Origin of the sequence: Paenibacillus rhizoplanae (assembly GCF_042684125.1) — a bacterium.
GTDB classification, from domain to species: domain Bacteria; phylum Bacillota; class Bacilli; order Paenibacillales; family Paenibacillaceae; genus Paenibacillus_AQ; species Paenibacillus_AQ rhizoplanae.
Map to the genome: position 1 here is coordinate 80,716 of NZ_JBHUKY010000058.1, position 26,377 is coordinate 107,092.

Here is a 26,377-nt window from a genome sequence, read left to right on the forward strand (position 1 = left end):
AAATCGTGAAGATTGTATGCCTATTATGTTAAAAATGGAGCACAGCCCTATTCGGCCGTACTCCATTACCTAAACCCGCTTATTTCTTGTCAATCAGCTTGAAATCGTCAAAGTGGAACTCCGGAGATACGATGCAGGAGACGAGCGCCGGTTCTTCACCTAGCGGGCGCGCGGCTTGCCATACGCCGGGAGGAATCACAACCTGCGGCTGCTGGCCCGCAGCGATATCCAGACCCAGGATAACCTCCGTTACGTTCTCCGGCTCTGCGCCGTTGCCTCCCAGACTGAGCACAATCGGGCTGCCGGAATGATACAGCCAGATTTCGGAGGACAGCACGGTATGAAAGTCTGAACTCTCGTCAGCATGAAGCAGGAAATAAATCGACGAAGCTGAAGCGCGCGGGCCCGAATAAGCCTCGCCCAGCGTCTCCTGAGGAATCTCAAATGGAGCATTCCAAAGTCTCTTGTACCATCCGCCTTCAACGTGGGGCTGCAGCCCCAGTGTTTCTACGAGCGGAGAAATTTCTTTTTGCGTCACGGTATCTTCTCCTTCAAGTTTTGCACAGCGGCAAAACAGTCTTCATAAGCAAAGGCTTAAGAGGTACGGAGTACCTGCTAAGCCTCGGCCTGATTGTGCTATTAACTGTAACGGAAACTGCAAGAATTGTAAATTGTCTAACGCTTATTTGCCTTCTTTGCTAGCCTTGAATACTTCGGCGATGGCTCCCAGGCTGCCCAGCGTCTCCACCGCACTGGTCGGCAGGAATATTTTGTTCGCAGGTCCCTTGGAGATGTCTGTCAAAGCTTCAAAGGACTGATAAGCCAGTACTTTTTCATCCAGTCCTGCGCTGGCAATCATGGCAATCCGGGCCTTCTCGGCCATCGCCACTGCTTCGATCGCCTTGGCCTGGCCGAGGGCTTCCAGCTCCTGCGCCTGACCGAGACCTTCCGCCTGACGGATGCGGGCTTCCTTATCCCCTTCCGCCTTCAGGATCTTACTCTGCTTATCCCCTTCAGCACGAAGGATCATATCCTGCTTAGCAGCTTCCGCCTCCAGTACAATCGCACGCTTGCTACGTTCGGCCTTCATCTGTTTGTCCATGGCTTCCTGGATATCGAGCGGCGGCTTGATATCGATAACTTCGACCCGCTCAATGCGCACGCCCCACTTCTCTGTCGCTTCATCCAGCGCGAGACGGATGTCGGAGGAGATTTTTTCACGGCCGGACAAGGTTTCATCCAGCTCCAGCTTACCGATAATCTGACGCATGGTAGCTGTGGAGATATTCCGTACCCCATACACATAATCGGAGATTCCGTACGTCGCTTCTTCTGGACCTACTACCTGATAGAAGATAATCGTATCGATCTGCACCTGTACGTTATCCTTCGTGATTACGGTCTGCGGCGGTACATTCGCCTGTTGAATCCGCAGGTCATGATAAACCCGCACCTGATCAATGACCGGAATCAGAATGTTCAGACCTGGTGTGAGCAGACGGTGGAATTTACCAAGACGCTCTACAACCCCAACTCTTTGCTGCGGGACAATCTTGATAGTCATTGCGATAAATACTACGACGACAACAATAATAATTCCGATAATCACCAATTCCATTAGTACATATCCCCCCATCGTTCTACTTCAATAATGGTAGTGCTTCTTCTTACTACAATTACCTGTTGACCCTTGCCCAGTGCCACTGTTGAGGTTGCACTCCATGTATCGCCGCCAATCTTAACCTGCCCGTAACGGCCAGGCTCAATCGGTTCAACGACCAGACCTTGCCTGCCGACAATGTCGGTACCCGTATCCTTGAAGCCCCGCGCATTGCGCAGCCGCTCAGACAATGGCTTGGTGAAGAACGTCAGGACCAGGGCTAACAGCGAACCCGCTACGACCTGCAGCAGCCATGCATCCGGCAGCACAAGCGCAACCAGTCCGGCAGCCAAGGCTCCCAGGCTAAGCCATAACAAATAGAATGTAAACGTAAACATCTCTACAACAAACAAGACGCCAGCGGCAATTAACCACAATACCCACATACTCATTGGTGAACCCACCACCTTCCGCTATATACTACTATAACGAAATAATCGGCATCACGTTTCATAATATTTTTGGAGGCCGGGACAGCCGCCTGTCTGTTCATTATATTTCACCCTGTGGAAGCTTATGAACCTTAAGCGGAATACAGGATGGCTAAATTGTATTTAAACATAAATATATCCAATCGAAGCGAAAAAAAATCATTAACCAAATTAAAAACGGTGCCAGCTTAAAAGCCGGCACCGTTCCTTGTTCTATACTTAGGCATAGTCATGCCCTATGGTTGGATTCCTGCGCTGTCCGCTCCGCCTTTAGTTCAGCTTCCAGAGCGCAGGAGTGACATTCGGCTCCCAGCCGGCCAGTGAGGTATGCGCCTGCAGACAGGTGTAAGATTGCCCGCTGTAAGTTACGATACTGCCGACACTATACGCAGTACCCGCTCTCCAGGCAGCAGCGCCTGGAGTAGCCGAAGGGATTGGCGTCACTACCGGCGTAGCCGTTGGCGCTATTGTCGGCGTAGCCGACGGACTTACTGTCGGGAGTGGCGTAGCTGTCGGCTGCGGAGTTGCGTTGCCGCAAGTGCCGATCACCCGCCATACCCCGAAGGCATCGCTGAGGTCCGGCCGGTCTCCTTGCGTCCACCACTGGGCTTGATACAGCAGTCCACCGTAGGAGACCTGCTGGCCTTGCGTGTAGACAGCGGCCGAGCTCCATGCAACCGCCGAGCATTGCCCCGGCGTAGCCGTTGGCGCCACTGTCGCTGTCGGTGTAGCCGATGGCTTCACCGTGGCCGTCGGTGCCACTGTCGCGGTCGGCGTAGCCGATGGCTTCACTGTTGCGGTCGGTGCGACTGTCGCGGTCGGCACCGGCGTAGCCGTTGGTGTCACCACTCCGCCTCCCAGCTCTGCGCCCAGCTTGGTCTGCAGCGTCTTGTTGCGGTCGCCGCTGGTCTCCCAGAACATCGCTCCGGCCAGACCCTTTGATTTCAGGTAGGTCGCTTTGTACCCGATGGATTCGGCATCATCATAGCTGATGAAGGTCTGGTTGGCCGGGTTGTAGAGATAAGGAACCTTGGAGGTGTTGTTCCAGTAACGGGTATAACCGTTCTTGTTAATGTAGTTCGCTTCCAAATCATTGAAATCGTAGTTGCCCTTCTCCCAGGTTCCGGTGGAGGATATCCCGGCAGATACCTGATATTGCCCGTTCCCCGCAGCAGGAGCACCTCCCCAGCCCCGGCCGTAGAACGGCATGCCGAGCACCAGCTTATTAGCCGGTACGCCTGCACTCAGATAGCTGGTCACCGCCTTGTCGATGTTATAATTCGCCGGCTCGGTCAACCCTGAAGATGCGGCTGCCGGGTCATAATACAACGGCGCATTGTGACCGGTGGTAGGGTTCCAACTGCCGTTGAAGTCGTAGGTCATAATGTTGATCCAGTCGACCACAGCGGCGATTCCGCTGAGATTGTTATTCTGGATGTAAGTGGGGCCTGCACCGGAGGCAATAGTCAGCAGATACGTTTTGCCGTCAGCAGCTCCGGCGGCATTCAGCTTCTCCCGGATCTTTTGGAGCAGCAGGATGTAGTTCTGCTTATCCTCAGGGCGGTAGCTATTGCCCGCAAGTCCGCCGCTAACCGGGTATTCCCAGTCCAGATCGACACCGTCCATCTTGTATTTGCGGATGAAATCCACGGAGGAATTGGCGAACACCTCACGGGTTGCCGCCGTGGCAGCCACATCCGAGAAGCGGTTGGACCAGGTCCAGCCCCCGACGGAGATCATCGTCTTCAGGCTCGGATTCTTGTCCTTCAGCTTCCAGAGCTGCTTCAGATTTCCCTTGATCGGGTCATCCCATTTGTCATCGCCGAAGCTTTTCTGGGCATCGATCCAGGGATCGCCCAGCACTACGGTGCCATTGGGCACGCTGATCGCCTGCCCCTGCTCGTTCTGGCAGGACCAGGTGACCGGATTCGGCCCGGTCGGGTCAGGATTGCCGTGTATTCCGTTCCAGCAGATGTCGGCAAAGGCATAGTTGATGACATTCATTTTGCCAGGATCGATATCCGTTACATTATAAGCCCGCCCGTAGGCGGCCCATGAAGCATAGTAGCCGACAATCTTGTAGTCTCCGGCTGCCTGAACAGTTCTGCTATTTGCACCAAAAGCCGAAAAAAGAGTAAGGAAAAGAACTGCCGCCAAGCCAAGCACAAAGGATTTTCTTTTGATAAAGGCCATTTCGTGATTACCTCCCCGGTTCAATGCGTAACCTGTAAGCCTGCTTCATGGACATACATGCGCCTCTGCCATCAAGGATATTAAGTGACCGTTCTTCCCTTGCCGCGAATGAGAATGAGAAAGCTCAGCGTTCACCTCCCGGACCCGATTGGCCTTGACCTTCACCCTGTGAAACTATTAAATTCCTGGCAGTCTGACTGGTAGAATAGTTATACAGCTCAAAAAAAGCGCAGTTCAGCAGCATACGGATCACTCGCTCCGCTGAGGCCTACGTTGTTGTCTGGTACAGGGCAGGGTGGGTAGTTTGCGGCGATTTTGCGGGAGGATGCAGGATCTGCGAAGGGGTGAAGTCAACTCTTATTCTCATACAAAGCCGGAGGATATGCTAGGGATAAATTTCCATAATCAGGGGGGATTATTATCTAAAAAAATAAGCAGCCCTAAGCATATTCTGCTTACGGGCTGCTTCTACAGTATCCAAATCTTCTATTGACCGCCGCTCTGCGCGGCAGCAAGCTTCTCGGTCAGACGCCGCAGCGCCGTCCCGCGGTGGCTGATCGCCTGCTTCTCCGCAAGCGTCAGCTCAGCCATCGTCTTCTCATATTCCGGGAGATAGAACAGCGGGTCATAGCCGAAACCGCCGCCGCCCGCAGGCTCCGAGGTAATCCAGCCTTCGACCGTACCCTCAGCCGTCCATTCCCGGCCGTCCGCCGGATCATAGAGCGACAGGGCACAGACAAACCGGGCGGGACTCAGCAGCGGCTGTCCGGTATCCTCCCCCTGCTTCAGCCGCTCCAGCTCGCTCATCAGCTTCAGATTATTCGCCTCATCATCCGCTGCTTCACCAGCATAGCGGGCCGAATACACGCCGGGGCTTCCGTCCAGCGCCTCTACGCAGAGCCCGGAATCGTCTGCCAGCACCGGCAGTCCAAGGGCATCCCCTACGGCGCGTGATTTCTTGAAGGCATTCTCGGCAAAAGTGGCCCCGTCCTCGACTACATCCGGCAGATCCGGGTAGTCATACATGCTTTTGACCGTGAGTCCCAGGGGAGCAAAGGCATGCTGGAACTCCCGCACCTTGCCTTTGTTCTTCGTTGCGACAATCAGAATTCCGCTGCCGGATTTCATCCTACACCTCTTGGCCGGTCTGGCCGGCAGGGATTTTGAGCGCGATGGCGCCAAGGACTTCTTTTTGCACAGCGATCAGCTCGTAGATCCCCTTCTCTCCAAGACCCAGCAGCTGGTCAAGCTCCTGTCGGGTAAATGGCCGCTCTTCGCCTGTGCCCTGAACCTCAACGAAAGCACCGCCGCCCGTCATAACCACGTTCATATCCACCTTCGCCTTGGAATCCTCTTCATAATTCAGATCGAGCAGTGTCTTGTCGCCGACTACCCCCACACTGATGGCTGCCAGGTAGTCCGTAATCGGGAAGACCGTCAGCTTATTCTGGAGGGCAAGCTTGTTCATGGCGAAGGCCATCGCTACAAAAGCGCCCGTGATCGAAGCCGTCCGCGTTCCCCCGTCCGCTTGAATCACATCACAGTCCAGCGTAATACTGCGTTCGCCGAGCGCCTGCAAATTCACCACCGAACGCAAGGCCCGTCCGATCAGACGCTGGATCTCCATGGTCCGCCCGGTCAGCTTGCCGCGCGCGGCTTCACGCTGGTTGCGGGTCTGGGTCGCGCGGGGAAGCATCGAATATTCGGCGGTTACCCAGCCCTTGCCTTGTCCTTTCAGAAACGGCGGGACCTTCTCATCCACGGTTGCCGTACAGATGACCTTGGTATCTCCCATCTCAATGATGACGGAGCCTTCTGCATATTTGTTGGTCTGGGTCGTTATCGTTATTGGCCGGAGCTGATCTTCGTTGCGTCCGTTTGATCTCATCTTTTCTGCCTCCTACATCGTATAGCGCGAAGTTTGTGTATACATTCATCCGTATCTTATACGCAGAAACGGGTGCCGCCCCCTATGGAAGAGAACGGCACCGCTGCTCCTGACCCGTTATTCGGATGAACAATACTTTATTCTATCAAAGAGTAGGCACAAAAGCATCTTTTTAAACCGATGGATTCGGTCTAAAGCGGCAGCTCGTTCACATATTCCGGCGCTGAAACAGGCTGGCCGTAATCGACGTTATTGGTACCCGTAACCGTATCCTTGCCGTTCAGACGGATCTGCACCAGCGAATCATCTGTATTCTGGGCCACCGTCAGCACGACCGACTCCAGCATCTCCTCGGGAATGCTTGTGCTGCCTTCGAACATATCATCGGTCAGCGATACGGTGACTACTCCGTTCTGCCCTGCTTTTACAGAATCGACCACCGTTCCCTGCGTCATGACCATCTCCAGGCCGTTCTCGGACTGCGGTCCGGCAATCAGCTCGCTCAGAGCAGCCTTCACCGTATCCCCGCCAGCGGGTACAAACCGGGTAACCGGAACATAATACTGATGGCCGCCATCCGGTGAAGCAGCTGCGAAATAGACTGTGACTGCGCTGGAGTTCATCATCAGTGCGTTATGCTTCGGCAGATTAATGCCCATGGTGCGGGCCAGCGGGCGATCCAGCGGTGTGCCTTGCAGCGGCATTTCAGTGAGTTTTTTGCCATCGACCCAGAGCTGCACTCCCTTGATGTCATCCTGCCCGGTCAGTGTCCAGGTCAGCGCTTCGAGAATTTTGCGTTCATCCGCAGGATCGTAGTCGTTAAACGCTGAGTTGAATTCAACAATCGCGACATGGTCCTGGCCGACCGACACCTGATTCACTATCGTCCCTGCGGGCAGTACGCCTTGGAAGCCCTTAGGCAGTGCAGACGCGTAATCCCCCTTGCTGACCAGTGCCGTGAGGGAATTCTTCAGCATGACTGTGTCCTCGCTTTTCGGAAAAGACAGAGCCACCGGAGCCAGCAGACCGTTCTGATCCTCCAGATACACAGTGGTCCGCTCACCGGCTACAGCAGGCGCTCCGGTATCCTTCACCCCGGCGGACAGATCCGTCTCATTCAGGGATGCGGGTCCGAATACACCGGTATCCAGCGTATCTTCCCCGCTCACTTGTAGCATTTGAGCTTCTACGGCGGCGGGAGGCGGGTCCACAGCAGCGGATTCTGAACCGAACAGACTGCAGCCGGAGAGCACAAGCGGAACGGCCAGCAGGCAAGCCGCAGACGCCCCGCGGAGGTGTTTCACAGGTTTCATCAATCTTCATTACCCCTTTCTAGCGTTAAGATCAGTTTGTACTGCTATGTATACGAGCCCTGTGTCCAAAAAATAACAACAGCTTATCCTAAATTACAGAGATTCTATTCGGACGTTTCTGGACATCGGTCTGCCGCTTGCGTACAATTTAGTACATACCCAAATCACACCCGACTCACGAATGGAGGACTTCCTATGACTGATGCCAAAATTCCTTACAGCCTCAACAGCAAAGCCGTTGCCGAAGCGACCCGGTACTGGCTGCACAAGCGCGGGGTAACCTTAGAGGAGATCGCCGAGCTTGTCATGCTGCTGCAAAAGAAATACTATCCGGGCCTGACCATGGAGGAATGTATTCATAACGTCGAGATGGTACTCAGCAAGCGTGAGGTGCAGAATGCGGTTCTGACCGGCATCCAGCTGGATGTATTGGCCGAAGAGGGGAAGCTGTTTGCCCCGCTGCAGGAAATGATTGAGAATGACGAAGGCTTATACGGGGTGGATGAGATTCTCGCCTTTTCCATCGTGAATGTATATGGCAGCATCGGCTTCACCAACTTCGGGTATGTGGACAAGCTTAAGCCGGGCGTGCTGGAAAGGCTGAATGACAAAACCACGGGCCAGATCCATACTTATCTGGATGATATCGTAGGTGCCGTAGCCGCAGCAGCCAGCAGCCGTATTGCCCACCGCAAGCAGGCGGAAATTGAGCAGAAGCTTGGCCTGGAACTTGAACCGGAGGATGTGGAAGAGGCTGCACGGCGCAGCCGGCTGGAGGAGACGTTGCCGGAATAAGACGAGAGCTATTATTTATAAAAGGAAAGGTGCGAATGTGCATGACCTATTCGTTCGTAGTGGAGCCGCTGACTGTCCAGGATTTCGAGAGTGAGGATGAGCGGATTGAGCGGTGTAAGGAATGGAATCTTCTGCCCGGTTCAGCCACCCGGGTCAAGACTTATTTGTACAAGCGGCAGGGCCTGACCCTGCCTTGCGAAATTGTAGGGTTTGTGGATAATCAGACGGTGGTGGTCCAGTTCGAGAACAAGCAGCAGCACTGCATCCACCCGGCCTACCTCAAAGAAATGCAGACCGCCAGCTTCGGCCAGCGCGCGCAAGCGGCGGCGGATGCACGGGCTGAGGACCCGGCAGAAGCTGCCGGAGAAGCTGAGTTGCTGGAGAACCAGCCGGTTGAGGGCGATGTGGAGGGTGCGGAGCGTTTAGAGAGCGGGAGCGGGAGTGTTGGTGCTGCGGAGCGTTCAGAGAGTGGGAGCGCTGTTGAAGGCGTGACTGCTGCGGAGACAGCGGCTCCTGCAGAGAAGCCGCGCAAGCCAGCTGCCTCCAAGAAGAAGCCCGCCCTGCAGCTGCCGGAAGACAAGCTCAAGGTTACAGCGGTTGTCAAAGAATTTACGACCGTTCCCAACCACTTTTCGGATAATGACGATGAAGTTATTATCTATGAAAACATAGCCATAGAAGGCCATGATCTGGCCATTGACGAAGTCTGGTCGAGCCACAGTGCCACGCTGAAGAAGCTGGAGCTTAAGGAGGGCGACCCCGTTTCTTTTGAAGCGAAGATTGTAGCCAAGAAGCTCTCCCAGCACCCGGTCAAATACAAAATCAACAACCCGTCCAAGATGAAGGTGATCCAGCCGGATTCTTAAGAATGGGATAATCGCAGGCCGCAGGCCACTGGACGACACAGACAGATCATTGTCTAGGGCAGAGCGTCCAGCGGCTGCGGCCCCATTTGGTTGCGTTCGAGGAGGATACTAATATCCTCCATCAGCTTTTTGGCCGAAATCGGCAGCGAGTGTGTAATCCACCATTCCATTACTCCCACAGCAGCCGAAGCCATAAAATGCAGCAGCATCTCCTTGTTCATCCCCTGGTTCACACCATCCATATCGATCTGCTCCGCCAGTCCCTCCATCAGCATGGCATGCAGACGGGTTCTGAAGGCAGGAATCCCGCTGTTATTAATCAGTGTAATGAAAACGGTAGCATGCTGTTCCACATATTCAGCCGTACGCAGCAGGGGACCGGAAGAGGTAAAATCGAGATTCTCCTGAACACCCATACAACGGTCACGCAGCTCCGTCATTTCCTTCTCAACACACTTATCCAGCAGATCATATTTGTCCACAAAATGCAGATAAACAGTACCTCTGCTCACATTAGCCCGCTCTGCAATCTCATGGACCGTAATCTGCTCAAAGCTCTTCTCTTCCATCAGACTAAGAAACGCCTTAAAAATAGCATCCCGCGTCTTCCCGATCCGCCTGTCCACCGCCATCCCTCTTACAACTCCTTCCCCTCAGCTCTTAGTTGGGTTCATTATATTTAACAGTTGTCAAAAAATCAACACGTGTGCAGAGTTCAGGGGCACTTGTGCTCTTCATTCATGCTCCCCGACCGCTTTCGGCCAATTCAGGGGCACTTGTGCTCTTCATTTGCGCTACTCGGCTACTTTCGGCAAATTCAAGGGCACTTGTGCTCTTCATTCGCTCACCCAGCTCACTTTCGGCAAATTCAGGGGCACTTGTGCTCTTCATTCAGACTGCTCAATGGGATTTATCCCTTTGATTATCACACGCAGCTAACTTTGATGGAATCAGTAGTGCTAATTAAAGACTACAAGTTCTCACCTTTCTTTCAAGTGTTCCAGTAGTAGAGGTTTCCAGAATAGTGCGAGGGTAACAACAGGCAAATGAGCGGTTTTCGAACAGCGGGTTGTGCGCAGGGATCAGCGGGTTATGAGCTACGTGTATTGGACTGCGTGTTATGGGCTACGTATAGTGTGATGAGTCGTGGGTTAGCGGCAGCAGATTACAGTATGATGTAGTCTGCTGCCAGCAGTCGGCCCGTTCCTCGCGCCGCCTACTCCACAGCCGTGAAAAGCAGGCCGGGCCCGGCCTCCGTCTCGGCTGCCCGCCCCCGGCGCACCAGCTCGGCCAGGTGGGCCAGCGCCTCGCTCATGGCGAACCGCATCTGGTGCGCTGTCGCGACCCGGCTGCGGAACAACCCCTCGCAGACCGCGAACCCGCTCTGCGGTCCGCCTGCGAGCAGCGCGGCTGTTGTATCCAGCCGCTCCTCATGATGCCGGAGCAGGCTGTCCACCCGCGCCGTGAACCCCGGGAACGGTTCCCGGTGGCCCGGGAACGCCAGCGTAACCCGCAGGCTGCGCAGCTCCCGCAGCCCCTCCAGGAACGTCAGCAGCGGCTGCGGATCGCTGCCCGGCTGCAGGCCGACATTGGGCGAAATCTGCGGCAGCACAGCATCGCCGCAGAGAATCTGCCCGCTGCCGCCGTGGTAGAACGACACATGCCCCGGCGCATGCCCGCCTGTGAGAATGGGCTGCCATTTACGGCTGCCCATTACAAACGGCTCCGCGGCATTGATGTAGGTGACCTCCGGCTGCGGGGTCACCTCGGGCAGGAAGCCCTCCAGATGCTCGCGGATGCCTGTGATCCACTCCTCCGGCATGCCATGCCGCCGGAAAAAGACCGGCAGCGCCTCATTCAGAATCGCTTCATCGCCCCAGGCGAGACCGGCTTCGGTATGAGCCCGCTCGGTCATCCATACCCGGGCTCCGCTGCGGGACTGCATCCAGCCCGCAAGGCCATAATGGTCGGGATGATGATGGGTAACCACGATATCCCGCACCTGCCTCCAGGTAAGGCTCAGCGCCTCGAGTACCCCCTGCCAGGCAAGCTCGGCAGCCGGTGTATGCGGGCCTGGATCAATAACTGTAACCCTGCCGTCCTTGTCCGGCAGCAGATAGCTGTTAACCTGACGCAGCGGCAGCCCCATCGGTACGGATACCTGAAGTACTCCGCCGTCCCAAGCTTGAACGATCTCCTTATTCAACCTTCCTTCGCCTCCTCTAAGCCCTCTCCCTGATGCCATCTCTAAGGTCTACCTCCCATGAAAATCATGCGGGCCGAGGATTCAGCGTCATATTCCTCTTCATCGTAGCCGCCGTGAACAGTATCCAGCCGCAGCCCGGCAGCGTCAAGCATTTTGCGGAAATCCTCCAGCGTGTAGAGCTTCACCCGTTCCTGGCACTTGCGGGCCGGAGCGCTCCCAGCCTTCGAGGTCAGCAGGATATTCTTTTTCACATACCCTTCCTCGATCCGGCGGGTCTCGTCAATCTGGACATCTCCGTCCTCCCGGACCGAATGGGGTACCAGATGGCGGATGACGTAAGCCGGGTTCAGAAAATCAATGATGAACCGGCCACCCGGCTTCAGCATCCGGCAGATCTCCTTAAGCACCTTAATCTGCTCCTCATCCTCTTCAAAATACCCGAAGGAAGTGAACAAATTGACCACGGCATCGAAGCCTCCCGCAAGCGGAAGCTCACGCATATCCGAGTGCAGCCAGGTTATCTGCTCCGCCCCCGTCTGCGCACGCGCCTCACGCAGCAGTACCTCCGACAAATCTACGCCCGTTACTTCATAGCCAGCCCGCGACAGAGCCAGCGAATGGCGGCCCATACCGCAGCAGAGGTCCAGCACCTTCGCCCCCCGGGGCAGGCCAAGCCACTGGATCATACTCTCCACCTCATGACGCGCACCGCTGAAATCCCTGTGTCTGTATACAATCAGATAGTCCTCGCCAAAACATTTCTCATACCACTCACTCATCTCTTTCCTAGCTCCTTCCACACCCCGCTTCACCGCACGGGCTTATCCCTGTCTCTAATAACGCCTATTGTACCGCCTTTTACTGTAGAAGCCCAGCGAAGTCACAGACCTGCAACACATAATAGTTTATTTATAATTATAGGAACAGGATCACTGTGCGGATAAAAAAAGTATTCCTTCGCGGCGCATATGTATTCGGTTTTTCGCATAACAAACAGCAGTCCCGGTGACCCAGCCGGGACTGCTACACATCTATAGTTTCGGTTATGGGTTCGGTTCGCTTAAGCAGAACTCGTATCCATCCGCTGCAGATACACGCGCGCTTCATAAGGACGAAGCTTCAGCTGGCGCAGATCCTCCTCTTTGACGGGCGGATAATTAGAGATCAGCAGCTCCAGCTTCTCGGCGGGCTGGAATTCCTCCGGCAGCTCAAATACAGGCTCATGCTCGTAGAAATTGAGGATCACCAGCAGCCGCTGATCCTCCAGCGTCCGGGTATAGGCATAGATTTCGGGATGCTCCTCCAGCAAGAGTCCGTATTCACCATAGACGATGACCTGATGTTTTTTGCGGAGCTGGATCAGCTTCTTATAATAATTGAAAATAGAGTCCGGGTCCTTGACGCTGCTGGCCGCATTAATCTCCCGGGAGTTCGAGTTAACCCTGATCCAGGGCTTCCCTGCGGTGAACCCGCCTTCCTCGCCATCATCCCATTGCATCGGAGTACGGGCATTGTCGCGGCTCTTGGTATGAATTGCAGCCATGATGTCGGCTTCGGGAACGCCGTTCTTTCGCTTGTCCTCATAATAGTTCAAGGTCTCGACATCCCGGTAATCAACGATCGACTCGAAGGCTACATTGGTCATGCCGATCTCCTCACCCTGATAAATATACGGCGTGCCTTCAAGCATATGGATGAAGGTGGCGAGCATCTTGGCCGACGGGACCCGGTAGTACAGGTCATCGCCGAACCGCGACACCGAGCGCGGCTGGTCATGGTTGCACAGATAGTTGGCGTTCCAGCCCCGGTTATGCAGCATAGTCTGCCAATCGCTGATGATCCTCTTGAGATCCGTCAGCTTCCAGGGCACCACATCCCACTTCCCGCTGCCCGGCGAGGCGGCATCCAGATTCATATGCTCGAACTGAAAGGTCATATTCAGCTCGCGGCGTCCGTCACCGACATAATCCAGCGCCTGCTCCGGCCCGAGCCCCGAGGTCTCCCCAACCGTCATAATGTCGTAGTAATAGAGCACCTTATCATGCAGGTTCTGCAGCAGGGTATGCACATGCTCCAGGTTCGAGAACATGTCATAGGCGCGGACCGTCGGAGTGCCGCCGGGGTTCAGCGCATCCGGGTAACCCTCCGCCTTCACAATATGGGCAATCGCATCAAAACGGAAGCCGTCCACTCCCTTCTTCAGCCACCACTCCACCATCTCATGCAGCTTGTCGATGACAGCAGGATTCTCCCAGTTAAGATCCGGCTGGAACCGGGAATACAGATGCAGGTAATATTCATCCGTACGGGGATCCAGCTCCCAGACCGAACCGCTGAAGTAGGATTCCCAGTTGTTCGGCGGACCGCCGTTTTTACCTTGTCGCCATATATAATAGTCCCGCTTGGGATTGTCCTTCGAGCTTCTGGACTCCACGAACCACGGATGCTCATGCGAGGTATGATTCAGCACCAGGTCCATCATCAGCTTCATCCCGCGGGAATGCATCTCGCGCAGCAGCAGGTCAAAATCATCCATCGTGCCGAATTCCTTCATAATGTCGCAATAATCGCTGATATCATAGCCATTGTCATGGTTCGGGGATTTATAGATCGGGCAGACCCATATCACATCCACTCCGAGGTCCTGCAAGTAATCAAGCTTCGATAATATTCCGCGCAAATCTCCAATTCCATCACCATTAGCGTCCATGAAGCTGATCGGATAGATCTGGTAGACAACACTCTCTTTCCACCATTTAGGGTTCACTTCAGATACCTCCGCTTCTCTCGATTCCTGTTGCATAAGACACATTAATATATTTTAACCAGAACAACCGCCTTCAACCAACCAGTGTATTCACAAGCCTGATCGACCTTTGCCGCGCAAAAGAAAAGACGGATACCCTGATCGGGTACCCGTCTTCTGCCGGGACGTATCCGGCCCAATGAGTGGATTTATTCTGGTCAAAAGAGTCACTAAGCCAACTGCTTAATAACAATCGAAGCATTGACATTGGCTTGTGTTCCTCCAGCCAGCGTCTGCAGGGTGACTGCAGCAGCCGAGCTGTGATTCCGAAGCGTCAGCACATCGCCTGACGATAATGCGATGATCGCCTGGCCGGTATTCTGCTGGGTGCCTGCACCCGACCCATAGACCGTTCCCGGAACCTCTGCCCCGTTCACGAACAGGGCAAACTGGTTGGGCTCTACACCCGAGACCGAGAAATTAACCTCATAGATTCCGGCATTGGTCACCGAAATTGTAGTTGTACCAGGGGCATGGGTAATCCCGGGGGTAAGCAGCCCATTTGTATCAAAAGACACATCTGCCTCAATCGGCACTACCTGCGCACCGAGGTTATATACGTAACCGAACTCGGCAATTCCGCCAGCCGTCCCTGTGGCACCCGTCGCTCCCGTTGCCCCGGCTGGACCGGCAACCCCTGTTGCACCCGTTGCTCCCGCTGGCCCCGCCGGGCCGATGGCTCCTGCCGCTCCCGCTGGCCCCGCCGGACCGATAGCTCCTGCTGCTCCCGCAGGCCCCGCCGGACCGATAGCTCCTGCCGGGCCCGCCGGGCCAATGGCTCCTGCCGGGCCCGCCGGGCCAATGGCTCCTGCCGGGCCCGCCGGACCGATCCCGCCGAGCGCTCCTGCCGCGCCTAATGCTCCCGCCGCGCCCGCCGCTCCGAGTGCACCTTGGGTACCGGCTGCGCCCAGCCCCCCGACTGCTCCGGCTGCGCCCAACAGCCCTGCTGCTCCCGCTGCTCCACGGGCACCGGCTGCGCCAGCGGCGCCAAGTGCTCCGGCTGCGCCGATTGCCCCCAGTGCCCCTGCGGTTCCTTGTTCGCCCAGCGCTCCGGCCGCTCCCGCTGCACCGAGCGCACCTGCGGCACCTGCGGCTCCCGCCGCTCCCAGTGCTTCAACAGCGCCTGCCGCGCTTAAGGCTCCGGCCGCACCCGCTGCTCCCAGCGCACCTAATGGAATATTGACGCGGACAATTTGCTGCTTGACGATAATTTTCTTGCAGCCGCATTGGTTGTCCTTCCGTTTTCTCACAGGACGCTTCACTTTTGGCAGCGGGCATTCTGCGATCTCATCTTTACAGATCCGCTTCTTTCTCTTATGTTTGGTAAGACCCATGCTCAACACCTCCTACAGACTTTATGTATCCTACTCCGTTAACCCAGAGGAGGCATGGACATTCATCCCGTAGGCAAATATTTATTTTGGGAAAACGGGTGATTTGTACCGGTTGGACAAGCTGAATTCATCTGCGCAGAGCCAAAATTGTTCACCCGCCCTATCACACCCCGTCCAGCCAAAACATATACTATTGCCGGACAACCCGCCTTCGATTGCCCCGGTGATCATATTTGATTGCAATAGAACCCGTTCAAAATGCAAAAAAAAGTATTCCATTGCATAAACTGCAATCGAATACTCGTCTAAGCCTTTCCGCTCCGGGCAACGCCCCTGGAGGTAATCTACAGCAGTCCCACCATCCTCAAGCCTTCATAGATGCCGTCCTCACGGACAGACTTCGTAATGAAGGAGGCGGCCGCCTTCGCTTCCTTCTCGCCATTGCCCATGGCAATGCCATATCCGACATACCCCAGCATCTCCACATCATTCAGGCCATCGCCAAAAGCATAGACCTCTTCCTTCTCCACCCCGATCACCTTCAGCATCTCCGCGATCCCGTTCGCTTTGGAGCCGTTGCCGGGCAGCACATCCATACACAGCGGGTGCCAGCGGATGAAATTCAGCTCCGGGTAGCGCTCGGCGTAGACCACCTGACTCTCCTGCGGACAGAAGATCATGGCCTGGTAGATGTCATTCTTCAGGAAATATCCCGCATCATGCGTCGGAAATACCAGCTTCAGCGAACCGACGCTCGTATTGATGTACTCATGATCGGCCACATTCACTCTCATGCCCGCCGTATCCGTATACGCAACAGGGTGATCCAGCTTCTCCGCGAACAAGGTCAGCTCTTCCAGCACGCTGGTCGCAATCGGGTTCTTGTACACCGGCTTCCCTTCATAGACTACATACTGTCCGTTCAGTGAGACATACGAGTCAATTCCCAGCTCCTCACGCAGCCCCTCGAACATATAATCCGCTCTTCCTGTAGCAATCGCTACATGGTGCCCGCGTCTCTTCAGCTCCGCTATCGCTTCTCTGGTGGAAGCCGGAATATTCTTGTCTTCATCATAGATTGTACCGTCAATATCGAAAAAAATCGTTTTCTTCAAAGTGATGCCTTCCCTTCTCCATACGCTCTGCCTATTTACAGCCTGCTCAAATTGTAACAAAATCCTCCGTCAAAGTGGAGTCTATTCTCCCCGCCGCTCTGCCTAACTCGGATATCATCAGGCATTATATTCCAAAAAAAGCTGCGCCGCACTCCACATGGAGGACAGCCCAGCTTAAGCATCCGCATATTTAAAAATATATATTATACCGCATTCTGCGCGCGCTGCTGCTCTTCCATCAGCCACTGCAGCAGCATGACTTCCGGCACAGTGCCCTTGCGGGCCTCCGCGTAGGCCCGGACCTTCTCCAACAGACGGCCGGCTGTCTCGGCGCTGACCGCAAGCCCCTGCTGCTCCAGCACATGGGCCACGCCGCCGCTGCCGGAATGCTTGCCCAGCACATAGCGGTGCGCGCGGCCGACCACCGCCGGATCGAAGAACTGATACGTCTCCTGCTTCTTCATCAGCCCGTCCACATGAATCCCGGATTCATGGGTGAAGGCGAGCTGCCCCACGACCGGCTTCGCATCGCCGACACTGCGGCCGGACGCGGCGATGACCTTGTCCGCGAGGCCCTGGAGCCCCTCCAGCCGGACCGCGCATTCCCCGCCGTACAAATAGCGCCAGGCCATGGCTACTTCCTCCATGGCCGCATTGCCGGTCCTCTCGCCGATCCCGGCCACCGTCGTACTGGCCCACACCGCTCCGGCAGCTATGCCGCTGAGCGTGTTCGCGCAGGCCAGCCCGAAGTCATTGTGGCAGTGTACCTCCAGCTCCACATCCTCAGGCACTTCTCCCAGCAGCTGGCTTACCCGCTCTGCCACCTGCCCCGGATGATGGGCCGAGACGGTATCTGCATACCGGAACCTGCGGATGCCTTCCTTGTATAAGGTATTCACCACTTCAATCAGGAAGCTCATATCCGCCCTGGAGGAATCCTCCATGCCTGCCGATACGGTCATGCCCTGCCGCAGCCCGTATTCCACGGTACGCAGCAGCTTGTTCAGCCCTTCCCGGGGCGTCAGCCCCAGCTTCCCCTGCAGCTGAATCTCCGACACCGGAATGGAGATATGGCTCCAGTTCACACCGGTAGCCTTGGCCTTGTCAATATCCCCGGGGACCGAGCGGTTCCATGTCATTAGCTTCATGGGTAATCCCAGCTCAGCAACAGCGGCAATATCCTCCTGTTCCCGTTTGCCCATGGCAGGAATGCCTACCTCTGCCTGCTCTACTCCGCTCTCCGACAGCAACTTTGCGATTTCCAGCTTTTCCGCCCTCGTGAATGATACTCCAGCCGCCTGTTCACCATCCCTGAGTGTCGTGTCACATAGCTTGAGACGTTTCACGGTTTACCTCCCTCTCCGCAGCAAGCGCAATTCGGATTACGGGTAATACGGACGCTATAACAGGCGAAGTCGAGTGAGCTGAAGCGATGCATTACGCCCGCATAAGTTGTCCCTACCCCTGTAATCCATTTTACGGCCTCCAGCGCTGCCAGACAACCGGCAATCCCGGAGGTGGCGCCCAGAACCGGGAAGCCGAGCGGCTCCCACTGCGGCGGCAACTCCGGATACAGACATTCAAGGCAAGGCGTAAGTCCGGGGATCACCGTAGTGAGCGATATTTCAAAGCCATACATGGCCGCCTCCACCATCGGTGTATTCGTATCTACACACAGCCGGTTCAGCGCATAACGCTCCGGGAAGTCGTAACGGGCATCGATCACAAGATCAGCCGCTTCCACCCAAGGCCATGCCGCAGGATATTCAATTCTTGAATTATAGCCTTCAATCTCCACATGCGGATTCAGCTGCTTCAGCCGGGCAATCGCCGTACTCATCCGCTCCTGGCCGAGATGCTCACTGTCCATCAGAATCTGCCGGTTCAAATCCGGGGCCACAATCACCCCCTCATGAGCCAGAATAAGCCGGCCCACGCCAGCCGCCGCCAAATAAAGGGCAGCCGTTCCGCCAAGCCCGCCGATCCCGGCCACCATAACCGTCGCTTCCTTCAGCGCCTTCTGCCCGTCCTCCCCGAGCAGCTTCAGCTGCCGGGTGTACCGTTCCAGCTCTAACCCTCCGGCAAGCTGCTCCATCACTGACTCCCCCTGTGACCAGTTATATTAGATATTCCTTTCTTACTCTAGCCCTCCAGGCTAAGCAGGCCGTGCGCTGAAGTCAGCTCCTTATATTTCTCCAGCCAAGCCATTCCTTCTTCAATACACTCCACCCCGTACGAAATCGTCTTCTCTGCCGAAGTGAACGGGAAGGGGAAGCCGGCCCGCAGGCTCTTAAGCACCACAATAACTCTGCCGCTGTAGAGCAGCCCCCGGCCGAAGCCCTCCCCGTTAATCTCCGCTGTACTCTGGATCATAAGGCCGGTTCTCTCCTCCATAACGCCTGCCATGGCCTGGAACAGCAGCGGCACCTGCTGGCGGACCTTGGGCGACACCGCGCAATTGAATTCCGACTGATCCTTATCCCCGGCAGACGCCAGGAACAGCTTCCCGATCTTCTCTAGCGGTGGAAGGCTGCTGCTATGTCCGAAGAAGTCTCCGGCATCCAGAAGATGACACAGTCGCCGGATCAGGGCATCTGCGGTCTCCGGATTCAGCTCCTTGCGCGCTTTGGGACTGCGCTGTCTCACCGCCGCAGCTCCCGGAATCACCGTACCCTGCAGTGCCGCACTCTCATAAGTCATGGGTTCCATCCGCTTCTCCTCCTTCATTCTCTTCCGCTTCCTCTGCCCGCAGCACCTTGGCCAGCCACATCGGCGGCTTGCCCTGAAGCATCTCGACCAGCCGCTTCAGCTGCCCCTCGATAGGGCTGCCCAGCGGAACCTTCACCGGCATAATCTTCCGGCGTGTTACCCGGGCAGCGGCCGATGCGCCGATCTGCATGATGAAGATCAGAGTACAGTCGCCTACGGAATCCAGGCGGCTTTCGATTTTGCCTGCTTCATCCTGGTGCGGTATGGCAGACAGTCTCCGCAGCTCCACCAGCTCGGCCCCGGCTTTCGTTACATTATATACAGCGAACATCGGACTCTGTCCGAAATGCGCATTCACACGGCTTCCATCATCTGTGGCGAACGCTACTTTCACGGTGCCCTGCCTCCCTTTGCATTAACAGATTCCCTGCTTTATTACTCCATTCCATCGCCCCCCGGTACCCGACTGAGACGGACATGTAAGCGCCGAGCTCATTCCAGACCGGGAACCCGGCCGGCATGAACGCGGTACCCGTCCGCTGCGCCCCGGCGATCCCGTGGGAATTGCTGATCCAGAGATCCGCTCCCTTGCCCAGCACCTCGGCATCATCCAGATCGCCCACCCATACCTCGCGCTCCATTCCGGCAATGAGCGGGGTCTCGAAGGAGGTGATCAGCGCCTTCTGCTCTACGCCCAGTTCCTCCAGCCACCCCGAGACCGAATACAGATGATCCGGTTCCAGTGCGGCAAGAACCGACATTCCGGCAAATTGAAAATGGGCGTCCAGCATGCTGTCGAGCAGATTCTCCCGCTGCCAGCAATACCGCAGCGGCACCGGCTCTCCGCTGATCTGATGCAGGAAATGCAGCAGTTCATCGGTTGCCTTAAGCCCCATCGCCCCCTCGAATACCTTATACGGGGTGCCTATGGCATTATGCAGCCGTCTGGCCGGACGCTCCATGCTGCCGCCCACGGCAATCGTCAGCCCGGACTGCAGGCTCTGAAGCATAGAGTCCAGCGGAACCCCGCCGCGCGTCAGCGGCGAGAAGCCGGTAAGCAGATGGCCGGACAAGGAGGTCGAGATATCCGGCAGCGCAATCACCTCGAAGCCGAAGGAGGAGATGATCTCCTTCAGCTCCATCACATCGGCCGGGGTTAAGAACGAGCCCGGCAGCAGGGTAATCTGCCGGGTATTCATGCTTCTCGTCCCCCGGTGTCCTACCTGCTGGATCATCTCGTCAATCATGGCCTCCACCGTAGAGCTGAAGCCCGATTCCAGCGATCCGCGAAAATCAGGCAGCACCACGGAGAAGGCGAGACCTCCGCGCATATTCCGCTCTCTTTTATACGTCTTAAGCATGTTCTGATAATCCACACCGGCTACATCGGTCAATTCCGTCCCAATAATGCCGATGATATCCGGGCGGTGCTTGCTCAGCACCAGATTCAGCGCCTCCTCCAGATTGCGGTTGGCATCGAAGATGACATCCATCTCCTGTAGCGCCGAGGTCTGCACGGCAATCGGTTCCCGGAAATGACGGGTCAGGAGCGCCTTCGGAAAAGCGGAGCAGCCCTGGGAGCCGTGAATCAGCGGCATGGCCCGGTAGCAGCCCTGCAATGCCAGTACGGCACCCAGCGACTGTCCGATCTTCATCGGGTTGACCGATGCGGGCTTTTTTCTCCGGTTAACGGTCATAGGGCGGCGCCTCCTTATCCCAGGGAGCAGGGCTTGCCGCCAGCTTCCAGATCGGGTTCGTAAGTGAGTAGGTCAGCTCTTTGGCCAGCCGCAGCAGCCCTTCATATCCGGCATACGCCTTGTGGCGCTCCTGATTGATATCAATGAAGGGAATCTGCTCTTTCATCGCCACATACATATTGCGGCCGCCGGCAATCATAATATCCGCCTTGCGTTCTCTTACCGTCTTGATCATCCGGCTGGCCCCGCCCTCGGGAATGTATTCCGTATCATCACCCACGCGGTCGGCAATCCGCCGCACATCATCCTCCGTGCTTTTGTTCGTGCCTACCCCGACGACCTGAACACCCAGCTCCTTCAGAGCCGAGATTACGGACCAGCTTTTGACGCCGCCTGTATAGAGTACAGCCCGCTTCCCCCTCAGCAGCTTGCGGTAAGGCCGCAGCTCCTGGCTTAAGCGGGCTTCCTCCCGCTCGGTGAGCCGGTCCACGCGCCGCTCCATCTCCCGGTCATTCATCAGATAGGCCATCTGGCGCAGCGAATAGGTCGTCTCCTTCGCACCATAGAACGAGCCTTCGAAATACGGGATGCCGTATCTCGCCTCCATCTCCTTGGCAAGGCCGAGCAGCGCCCGGCTGCATACCACCATATTTACTCTCGCCCGGTGCGCCCACGTAATCTCCTTATAGCGGGCATCTCCCGTAATCCGCGAGGTTACGGCGATCCCGGCGCTGTTCATCAGCTTCTCAATATCCCACATCTCACCGGCGATATTGTACTCCCCGATCAGGTTGACCCCGAGATCCGTCTCCGGCTCCGGCTCCCCCGTCCCAATGACATACTGCAGCAGCGCATCGCCCGCCAGCCGGTTCCCGAGATTCTTGCTGCCGACGAAGCCGGGGCTGTTCACCGGGATGACAGGAATCCCGATCCGATCCGCCGCCTCCTTGCAGACCGCATCCATATCTTCGCCGATCAACGCGGTCACGCAGGTTGAATATACAAATATTGCCGGAGGCGCAAAGCGCCCGGCAATATAGTCAATGCTGTCCTTCAATTTTTTCTCGCCGCCAAAAATAATATCAGAATCCGTAAGATCCGTAGCGAAGCCATATTGGGACAGCGAGGGGCCGCTGGATAACGTGCCTCTGCTCTCCCAGCTGTTTCCGGCGCAGGCAATCGGTCCATGAACCAGATGCGCAGCATCCATAATTGGCAGCAGCGTAATCTGGGCTCCGTCGAAGGAGCAGCCTCCAGCAGCTTCACCCGGCTTGGGCCTTGGACAGGGCTTCGCCTTAGGCGCTATACTCCCGCAAGCCTGAGAATCAAATTCATCTTGCCGTAAAGGGTCCATCGGCTCTTCATCTCCTTCGCTTAAGAGGCTTGTGTTCCACACGAATCTTGCGCTCTTCCTGATGAGGCAGTGCCCATGATGGCAAGAATCCCGGCCCTAGCGCACCAGCTCAAAATTAAAGCCGGAGTTATGATCATCCAGCTGCTGCAGGATCGTGTTCACGATCAGGCTGAGCAGGTTGAGTGTTCCCTGATACCCGATAATCGGATAACGGTGCATGTGATGGCGGTCGAAGATCGGGAAGCCGACCCGCACCAGCGGCACCTCCGCATCCTTGGCGGCAAATTTCAGATGGGAGCTGCCAATCGCCAGATCCACCTGATCATTCAGCAGCAGCGAGCGCATATGCCACAAGTCTTTACCCACATGCACAGTTGCTTCGGAACCGTAAGGACTTGCTGCCAGCAGCGCCTCAGCTTCATCCTTGAACTTCACTTCGTTGTAATCCACATCGCCGTTCGAGCAGACGATATGCACCGGCTCCATTCCGGTCTCCAGGCAGAACCCGATCAGGCCAATAAGCAGATCCGGGTCGCCTACCAGCGCTACCCGCTTGCCATGCAGGTAAGGGTGACTATCCATCAGCGCATCCACGACACGGCCGCGTTCTTCCGTGAGTATTGCTGGAATCGGGAGACCGGTCAGCTCACTGATCGTATCCAGCAGAGTATCTGTGCCCTTAATGCCCAGCGGCGTGGATAACGCTGCCAGCTGCTGGTTCCAGGTACCGCTGATATATTCCTGGGTCTTCTTCAGCGTATACTTTTGCAGGGACAGGGTTGCAAGCGCATTGGCAGCCTGCGGAACATCCGCAAGCTTCGTGCCGCCGTAGTAATATTCATACTCTCCGGTTGCCGGTGAATCGTAGTTCCCGCTGTGGTCTCCCAGTATGGTGTACTTGGTATCGAAGGCTCCCAGAATCTTGCGCAGCTCCGCGAAGTTGCCGGTGTACGGCTCGAAGCCCAGCATCACATTCAGCTTCTCCCCGCTCTCCGCGCCGCTACCCGGCTTGCCTCTGGTACCCGAACGGGTGTAGAGGTAGCTCAGGATACCTTTGATCATGGCGTCGTAGCCAGTGATATGCGAACCGACGAAGCTTGGCGTGTTGCAGTAGGCCACCGGATATTCCTCACTGATCACCCCTTTAATGCGGGCATTGCCGATAAAAGAGTTCAGGTCATCCCCGATGACCTCAGCCATACAGGTGGTACAGATTGCAACCATCTCCGGTTTGTACAAGGCGACACTGTTCTCCAGACCGTCAATCAGGTTGTTCATCCCGCCGAATACGGCTGCATCCTCGGTCATGGACGTAGACACGGACGGCGTAGGCTCCTTGAAGTGGCGGCTGAGATGGCTGCGGAAGTAGGCGTTGCAGCCCTGCGACCCGTGTACGAACGGCAGTGTCTTCTCGAAGCCGAGCGCGGCCATGACTGAACCCAGCGGCTGGCACGCTTTATGCGGATTGATCACCACATTCTGACGGCTGAAATTCTTCTCCATATATTCGGCAGACTTAGAGTAAGCGAGTGCTTCGGCGGTCTCCTGCTCGCTGCAGGGCGCTTCGAAGGGCTTCTTGTTCTCCCGCTGCTGCACATAACGCTCTTCTTTGAACAAGCTGGTATTATCTTTAATGTTCAGTTCATCCCTGCTCATACGCCCGCCTCCTCCGGCTCCATTTTGCCTTGTCTGCTCACCAGATCCCATACCGGGCTGTTCACGGTCATATCCATATCCTTCGCAAACACCTTAAAGCCATCGAAGCCGTGATACGGGCCGCTATAATCCCAGGAATGCATCTGGCGGAACGGCACACCCATCTTGTGATAGACATATTTCTCCTTCACACCTGAACCCACCAGATCAATGTTCATCTTCTTCGTGAGCTCTTCCAGCTCGTAAGCGGTAGGATCATCCATGACAATGGTCCCCTCGGCAAGCATCGGGAGCATCTTCTCATAGTCATCCTTGTGGGCGAATTCATAACCGGAGGCTACGATATCCATCCCCAGATCCTCATAAGCCCCGATGGTGTGGCGGGAACGCAGGCCTCCGATCATCAGCATGACGGTCTTATTTTCCAGACGCGGTCTGTATTTGCGGATCACCGCATCCATCACCGGCTTGTATCTGGCAATCATCTGCTCGCAGTTCTCCTGAATCGTGTCATCGAAAAGCGCTGCAATCGCCCGCAGGCTCTCATACGTCTTCGTAGGCCCGAAGAAATTGTATTCCAGCCAAGGGATGCCGTAGGCCTTCTCCATATGGTCCACCATATAGTTCATGGAGCGGTGGCAGTGGATCAGGTTCAGCTTCGCTTTGTGGGCTACCTCCAGCTCGTTCAGAGAGCCGTCACCGGACCACTGGGCAATAACGCGCAGGCCCATCTCTTCCAGCAGAATACGGGAGGCCCAAGCATCGCCGCCGATATTATAGTCGCCAATGATATTCACATCATAGGGACCGGTCTCCGCCAGCTCGGCACGGCCCAGCACGAAGTCACGGATCGCATCGTTCGCAATATGATGGCCCAGCGACTGGCTGACCCCGCGGAAGCCTTCGCAGCGTACCGGAACAATCGGCAGCTCCAGCTCCTTGGACATCTTCTTCGACACTGCTTCGATATCATCGCCGATCAGGCCGACCGGACATTCCGACTGGACAGAGATCCCTTTGGCCAGCGGGAACATCTCGGTAATCTCACGCATAATGACGGCCAGCTTCTTATCGCCGCCGAATACGATATCCGTCTCCTGAAAATCACTGGTAATCTGCATCGCGGTAAAGTTATCGATGCCGAGCGTTCCGTTCGCAAAGTTACGGCGTGTGCCCCAGCTATATTGTCCGCAGCCCACCGGCCCGTGACTGATATGGACCATATCCTTGATCGGGCCCCAGACCACTCCTTTGGAGCCGGCATAAGCGCAGCCGCGCGGGGTCATCACACCCGGACGGGATTTGATATTGGATTTCACCGCACAGGTGCTGCAATCAATGGCCTTTTCATCCGCCACCTGAAAATGCTTCTCGCGGTCCTTCCGCGCCTTTTTGGGATAGGCTTCCAGAATCTCTTCAACCAGCTTCTGATTCTCTTCAATATTCATCCCCATGGTTTGACCCTCCTTTTCTCTTCGCCTCAGAGCTTATTGCCCGGAAGCCGCCAGCTTCTTGATCGCAGCTTCTTCATCTTCAATAATGCCGAATTCCATCAGCAGCTCTTCCAGCTCTTCCATCGAGATCGGGGTAGGGATCGTCAGCATTTTGTTATTGAGGATTTTCTCGGCCAGGATTTCATATTCTTTCGCCTGCTGGTGCTCAGGATTATATTGGGCTACGGTCATTCTGCGCAGCTCGGCATGCTGAACGATGTTGTCGCGGGGAACAAAGTGAATCATCTGTGTGTTCAGGCGGCGGGCCAGCTCCATAATCAGCTCATCCTCACGGTCTGTATTCCGGCTGTTACAGATCAGTCCGCCGAGTCTTACGCCGCCGCTAGTGGCATATTTCAGGATACCGCGGGCGATATTGTTGGCTGCGTACATCGCCATCATCTCGCCGGAGCAGACGATGTAGATCTCCTGGGCCTTGCCCTCACGGATCGGCATGGCGAATCCGCCGCACACAACGTCACCCAGTACGTCATAGGAGACGAAATCCAGATCCTGATAAGCGCCCTCCTGCTCCAGAAAGTTAATCGCAGTGATAATCCCGCGTCCCGCGCAGCCTACCCCAGGTTCCGGACCGCCGCACTCTACGTTGATAATGTCGCCGAAGCCTGTCTGCAGCACATCCTCAAGCTCAAGGTCCTCTACGGAGCCAAGCTCAGCCGCCAGTTCCAGCACGGAGTTCTGAGCTTTGGTATTCAGGATCAGACGGGTGGAATCCGCCTTCGGGTCGCAGCCTACGATCATGACTCTTTGTTTGAATTTGGTGGCCAGCTGAGCCAGGGTGTTTTGTGAAGTCGTCGATTTACCGATACCGCCTTTACCGTAGAAAGCGATTTGTCTCAT

Annotated in this window: 24 protein-coding genes; 2 read left to right on the top strand and 22 right to left on the bottom strand. The window is 56.0% G+C overall.

Annotation, left to right across the window (positions count from 1 at the left end; all coding sequences use genetic code 11):
- Window positions 1-79 precede the first annotated feature (79 nt).
- The 7 genes from ACFSX3_RS25075 to ACFSX3_RS25105 all read right to left on the bottom strand — a co-directional run bounded on the left by ACFSX3_RS25075 (window position 80) and on the right by ACFSX3_RS25105 (window position 7,485).
- Entirely contained in the window at window positions 80-538 is a 459-nt protein-coding gene (locus tag ACFSX3_RS25075; RefSeq protein ID WP_209993524.1) for a cupin domain-containing protein, read from the bottom strand.
- Between the two features lie 144 nt (window positions 539-682).
- Window positions 683-1,618 (bottom strand): SPFH domain-containing protein, encoded by a 936-nt coding sequence (locus ACFSX3_RS25080; RefSeq protein WP_209993523.1) that lies wholly within the window; start codon window positions 1,616-1,618, stop codon window positions 683-685.
- Window positions 1,618-2,052, bottom strand: a complete 435-nt coding sequence (locus ACFSX3_RS25085) for an NfeD family protein (protein WP_209993522.1) — start codon at window positions 2,050-2,052, stop codon at window positions 1,618-1,620. Before ACFSX3_RS25085 ends, ACFSX3_RS25080 begins: the two co-directional genes overlap by 1 nt.
- A 309-nt stretch (window positions 2,053-2,361) precedes the next feature.
- Window positions 2,362-4,284, bottom strand: a complete 1,923-nt coding sequence (locus tag ACFSX3_RS25090; protein WP_209993521.1) for a glycosyl hydrolase family 18 protein — start codon at window positions 4,282-4,284, stop codon at window positions 2,362-2,364.
- A 486-nt stretch (window positions 4,285-4,770) separates the two neighbouring features.
- Entirely contained in the window at window positions 4,771-5,412 is a 642-nt protein-coding gene (locus ACFSX3_RS25095) for an XTP/dITP diphosphatase (RefSeq protein ID WP_209993520.1), read from the bottom strand.
- 1 nt (window position 5,413) lies between these two features.
- Window positions 5,414-6,172: a ribonuclease PH gene (gene rph / locus ACFSX3_RS25100; RefSeq protein ID WP_036694812.1), complete on the bottom strand. Its 759-nt coding sequence runs from the start codon at window positions 6,170-6,172 to the stop codon at window positions 5,414-5,416.
- Window positions 6,173-6,363: 191 nt separating this feature from the next.
- Window positions 6,364-7,485, bottom strand: coding sequence for a GerMN domain-containing protein (locus ACFSX3_RS25105; RefSeq protein ID WP_209993519.1), 1,122 nt, complete (start codon window positions 7,483-7,485; stop codon window positions 6,364-6,366).
- A 195-nt stretch (window positions 7,486-7,680) separates the two neighbouring features.
- Here ACFSX3_RS25105 and ACFSX3_RS25110 point away from each other — a divergent pair, with 195 nt between their 5' ends.
- Window positions 7,681-8,280, top strand: coding sequence for a phosphatidylglycerophosphatase A family protein (locus ACFSX3_RS25110; protein WP_379255304.1), 600 nt, complete (start codon window positions 7,681-7,683; stop codon window positions 8,278-8,280).
- 41 nt (window positions 8,281-8,321) lie between these two features.
- Window positions 8,322-9,146, top strand: coding sequence for a hypothetical protein (locus ACFSX3_RS25115; protein WP_209993518.1), 825 nt, complete (start codon window positions 8,322-8,324; stop codon window positions 9,144-9,146).
- Between the two features lie 53 nt (window positions 9,147-9,199).
- Here ACFSX3_RS25115 and ACFSX3_RS25120 read toward each other — a convergent pair whose 3' ends face one another.
- The 15 genes from ACFSX3_RS25120 to nifH all read right to left on the bottom strand — a co-directional run bounded on the left by ACFSX3_RS25120 (window position 9,200) and on the right by nifH (window position 26,377).
- Window positions 9,200-9,778, bottom strand: coding sequence for a TetR/AcrR family transcriptional regulator (locus tag ACFSX3_RS25120; RefSeq protein ID WP_379255302.1), 579 nt, complete (start codon window positions 9,776-9,778; stop codon window positions 9,200-9,202).
- 584 nt (window positions 9,779-10,362) lie between these two features.
- Window positions 10,363-11,352, bottom strand: a complete 990-nt coding sequence (locus ACFSX3_RS25125) for an MBL fold metallo-hydrolase (RefSeq protein ID WP_379255301.1) — start codon at window positions 11,350-11,352, stop codon at window positions 10,363-10,365.
- Between the two features lie 41 nt (window positions 11,353-11,393).
- On the bottom strand, window positions 11,394-12,131 hold the full coding sequence (locus ACFSX3_RS25130) for a class I SAM-dependent methyltransferase (protein ID WP_209993516.1): 738 nt from the start codon (window positions 12,129-12,131) through the stop codon (window positions 11,394-11,396).
- A 281-nt stretch (window positions 12,132-12,412) separates the two neighbouring features.
- On the bottom strand, window positions 12,413-14,119 hold the full coding sequence (locus ACFSX3_RS25135) for a glycoside hydrolase family 13 protein (RefSeq protein ID WP_209993583.1): 1,707 nt from the start codon (window positions 14,117-14,119) through the stop codon (window positions 12,413-12,415).
- A 209-nt stretch (window positions 14,120-14,328) separates the two neighbouring features.
- Entirely contained in the window at window positions 14,329-15,492 is a 1,164-nt protein-coding gene (locus ACFSX3_RS25140; RefSeq protein ID WP_209993515.1) for a BclA C-terminal domain-containing protein, read from the bottom strand.
- 344 nt (window positions 15,493-15,836) lie between these two features.
- Entirely contained in the window at window positions 15,837-16,607 is a 771-nt protein-coding gene (locus ACFSX3_RS25145; protein WP_339219958.1) for a Cof-type HAD-IIB family hydrolase, read from the bottom strand.
- Between the two features lie 203 nt (window positions 16,608-16,810).
- A complete protein-coding gene (locus tag ACFSX3_RS25150) occupies window positions 16,811-17,953 on the bottom strand; it encodes a homocitrate synthase/isopropylmalate synthase family protein (RefSeq protein WP_209993514.1) in 1,143 nt (380 codons plus the stop codon).
- A complete protein-coding gene (locus ACFSX3_RS25155) occupies window positions 17,950-18,702 on the bottom strand; it encodes a HesA/MoeB/ThiF family protein (protein WP_209993513.1) in 753 nt (250 codons plus the stop codon). The genes ACFSX3_RS25150 and ACFSX3_RS25155 overlap by 4 nt, the downstream gene beginning before the upstream one ends.
- A gap of 47 nt (window positions 18,703-18,749) precedes the next feature.
- On the bottom strand, window positions 18,750-19,316 hold the full coding sequence (locus tag ACFSX3_RS25160; protein ID WP_209993512.1) for a DUF269 domain-containing protein: 567 nt from the start codon (window positions 19,314-19,316) through the stop codon (window positions 18,750-18,752).
- The gene (gene nifX / locus ACFSX3_RS25165; RefSeq protein ID WP_209993511.1) at window positions 19,297-19,710 is read right to left on the bottom strand and encodes a nitrogen fixation protein NifX; all 414 of its coding nucleotides are present in this window, start codon (window positions 19,708-19,710) and stop codon (window positions 19,297-19,299) included. The genes ACFSX3_RS25160 and nifX overlap by 20 nt, the downstream gene beginning before the upstream one ends.
- Complete coding sequence (nifN, locus tag ACFSX3_RS25170) at window positions 19,685-21,013, bottom strand: nitrogenase iron-molybdenum cofactor biosynthesis protein NifN (protein WP_209993510.1); 1,329 nt, start codon at window positions 21,011-21,013, stop codon at window positions 19,685-19,687. The genes nifX and nifN overlap by 26 nt, the downstream gene beginning before the upstream one ends.
- A complete protein-coding gene (gene nifE / locus ACFSX3_RS25175) occupies window positions 21,003-22,367 on the bottom strand; it encodes a nitrogenase iron-molybdenum cofactor biosynthesis protein NifE (RefSeq protein ID WP_209993509.1) in 1,365 nt (454 codons plus the stop codon). Before nifE ends, nifN begins: the two co-directional genes overlap by 11 nt.
- A gap of 96 nt (window positions 22,368-22,463) precedes the next feature.
- Window positions 22,464-24,023, bottom strand: coding sequence for a nitrogenase molybdenum-iron protein subunit beta (gene nifK / locus ACFSX3_RS25180; protein WP_209993508.1), 1,560 nt, complete (start codon window positions 24,021-24,023; stop codon window positions 22,464-22,466).
- Window positions 24,020-25,477, bottom strand: a complete 1,458-nt coding sequence (gene nifD / locus ACFSX3_RS25185; protein WP_209993507.1) for a nitrogenase molybdenum-iron protein alpha chain — start codon at window positions 25,475-25,477, stop codon at window positions 24,020-24,022. The genes nifK and nifD overlap by 4 nt, the downstream gene beginning before the upstream one ends.
- 33 nt (window positions 25,478-25,510) lie before the next feature.
- Entirely contained in the window at window positions 25,511-26,377 is an 867-nt protein-coding gene (gene nifH, locus ACFSX3_RS25190) for a nitrogenase iron protein (protein WP_036723486.1), read from the bottom strand.

Coding starts and splice junctions, on each gene's coding strand:
- ACFSX3_RS25080 (WP_209993523.1), bottom strand. CDS start 1,618: ATGGAATTGGTGATTATCGGAATTATTATTGTTGTCGTCGTAGTATTT.
- ACFSX3_RS25085 (WP_209993522.1), bottom strand. CDS start 2,052: ATGAGTATGTGGGTATTGTGGTTAATTGCCGCTGGCGTCTTGTTTGTT.
- ACFSX3_RS25090 (WP_209993521.1), bottom strand. CDS start 4,284: ATGGCCTTTATCAAAAGAAAATCCTTTGTGCTTGGCTTGGCGGCAGTT.
- ACFSX3_RS25095 (WP_209993520.1), bottom strand. CDS start 5,412: ATGAAATCCGGCAGCGGAATTCTGATTGTCGCAACGAAGAACAAAGGC.
- rph (WP_036694812.1), bottom strand. CDS start 6,172: ATGAGATCAAACGGACGCAACGAAGATCAGCTCCGGCCAATAACGATA.
- ACFSX3_RS25105 (WP_209993519.1), bottom strand. CDS start 7,485: ATGAAACCTGTGAAACACCTCCGCGGGGCGTCTGCGGCTTGCCTGCTG.
- ACFSX3_RS25110 (WP_379255304.1), top strand. CDS start 7,681: ATGACTGATGCCAAAATTCCTTACAGCCTCAACAGCAAAGCCGTTGCC.
- ACFSX3_RS25115 (WP_209993518.1), top strand. CDS start 8,322: ATGACCTATTCGTTCGTAGTGGAGCCGCTGACTGTCCAGGATTTCGAG.
- ACFSX3_RS25120 (WP_379255302.1), bottom strand. CDS start 9,778: ATGGCGGTGGACAGGCGGATCGGGAAGACGCGGGATGCTATTTTTAAG.
- ACFSX3_RS25130 (WP_209993516.1), bottom strand. CDS start 12,131: ATGAGTGAGTGGTATGAGAAATGTTTTGGCGAGGACTATCTGATTGTA.
- ACFSX3_RS25140 (WP_209993515.1), bottom strand. CDS start 15,492: ATGGGTCTTACCAAACATAAGAGAAAGAAGCGGATCTGTAAAGATGAG.
- ACFSX3_RS25155 (WP_209993513.1), bottom strand. CDS start 18,702: ATGGAGCAGCTTGCCGGAGGGTTAGAGCTGGAACGGTACACCCGGCAG.
- ACFSX3_RS25160 (WP_209993512.1), bottom strand. CDS start 19,316: ATGGAACCCATGACTTATGAGAGTGCGGCACTGCAGGGTACGGTGATT.
- nifN (WP_209993510.1), bottom strand. CDS start 21,013: ATGACCGTTAACCGGAGAAAAAAGCCCGCATCGGTCAACCCGATGAAG.
- nifE (WP_209993509.1), bottom strand. CDS start 22,367: ATGGACCCTTTACGGCAAGATGAATTTGATTCTCAGGCTTGCGGGAGT.
- nifK (WP_209993508.1), bottom strand. CDS start 24,023: ATGAGCAGGGATGAACTGAACATTAAAGATAATACCAGCTTGTTCAAA.
- nifD (WP_209993507.1), bottom strand. CDS start 25,477: ATGGGGATGAATATTGAAGAGAATCAGAAGCTGGTTGAAGAGATTCTG.
- nifH (WP_036723486.1), bottom strand. CDS start 26,377: ATGAGACAAATCGCTTTCTACGGTAAAGGCGGTATCGGTAAATCGACG.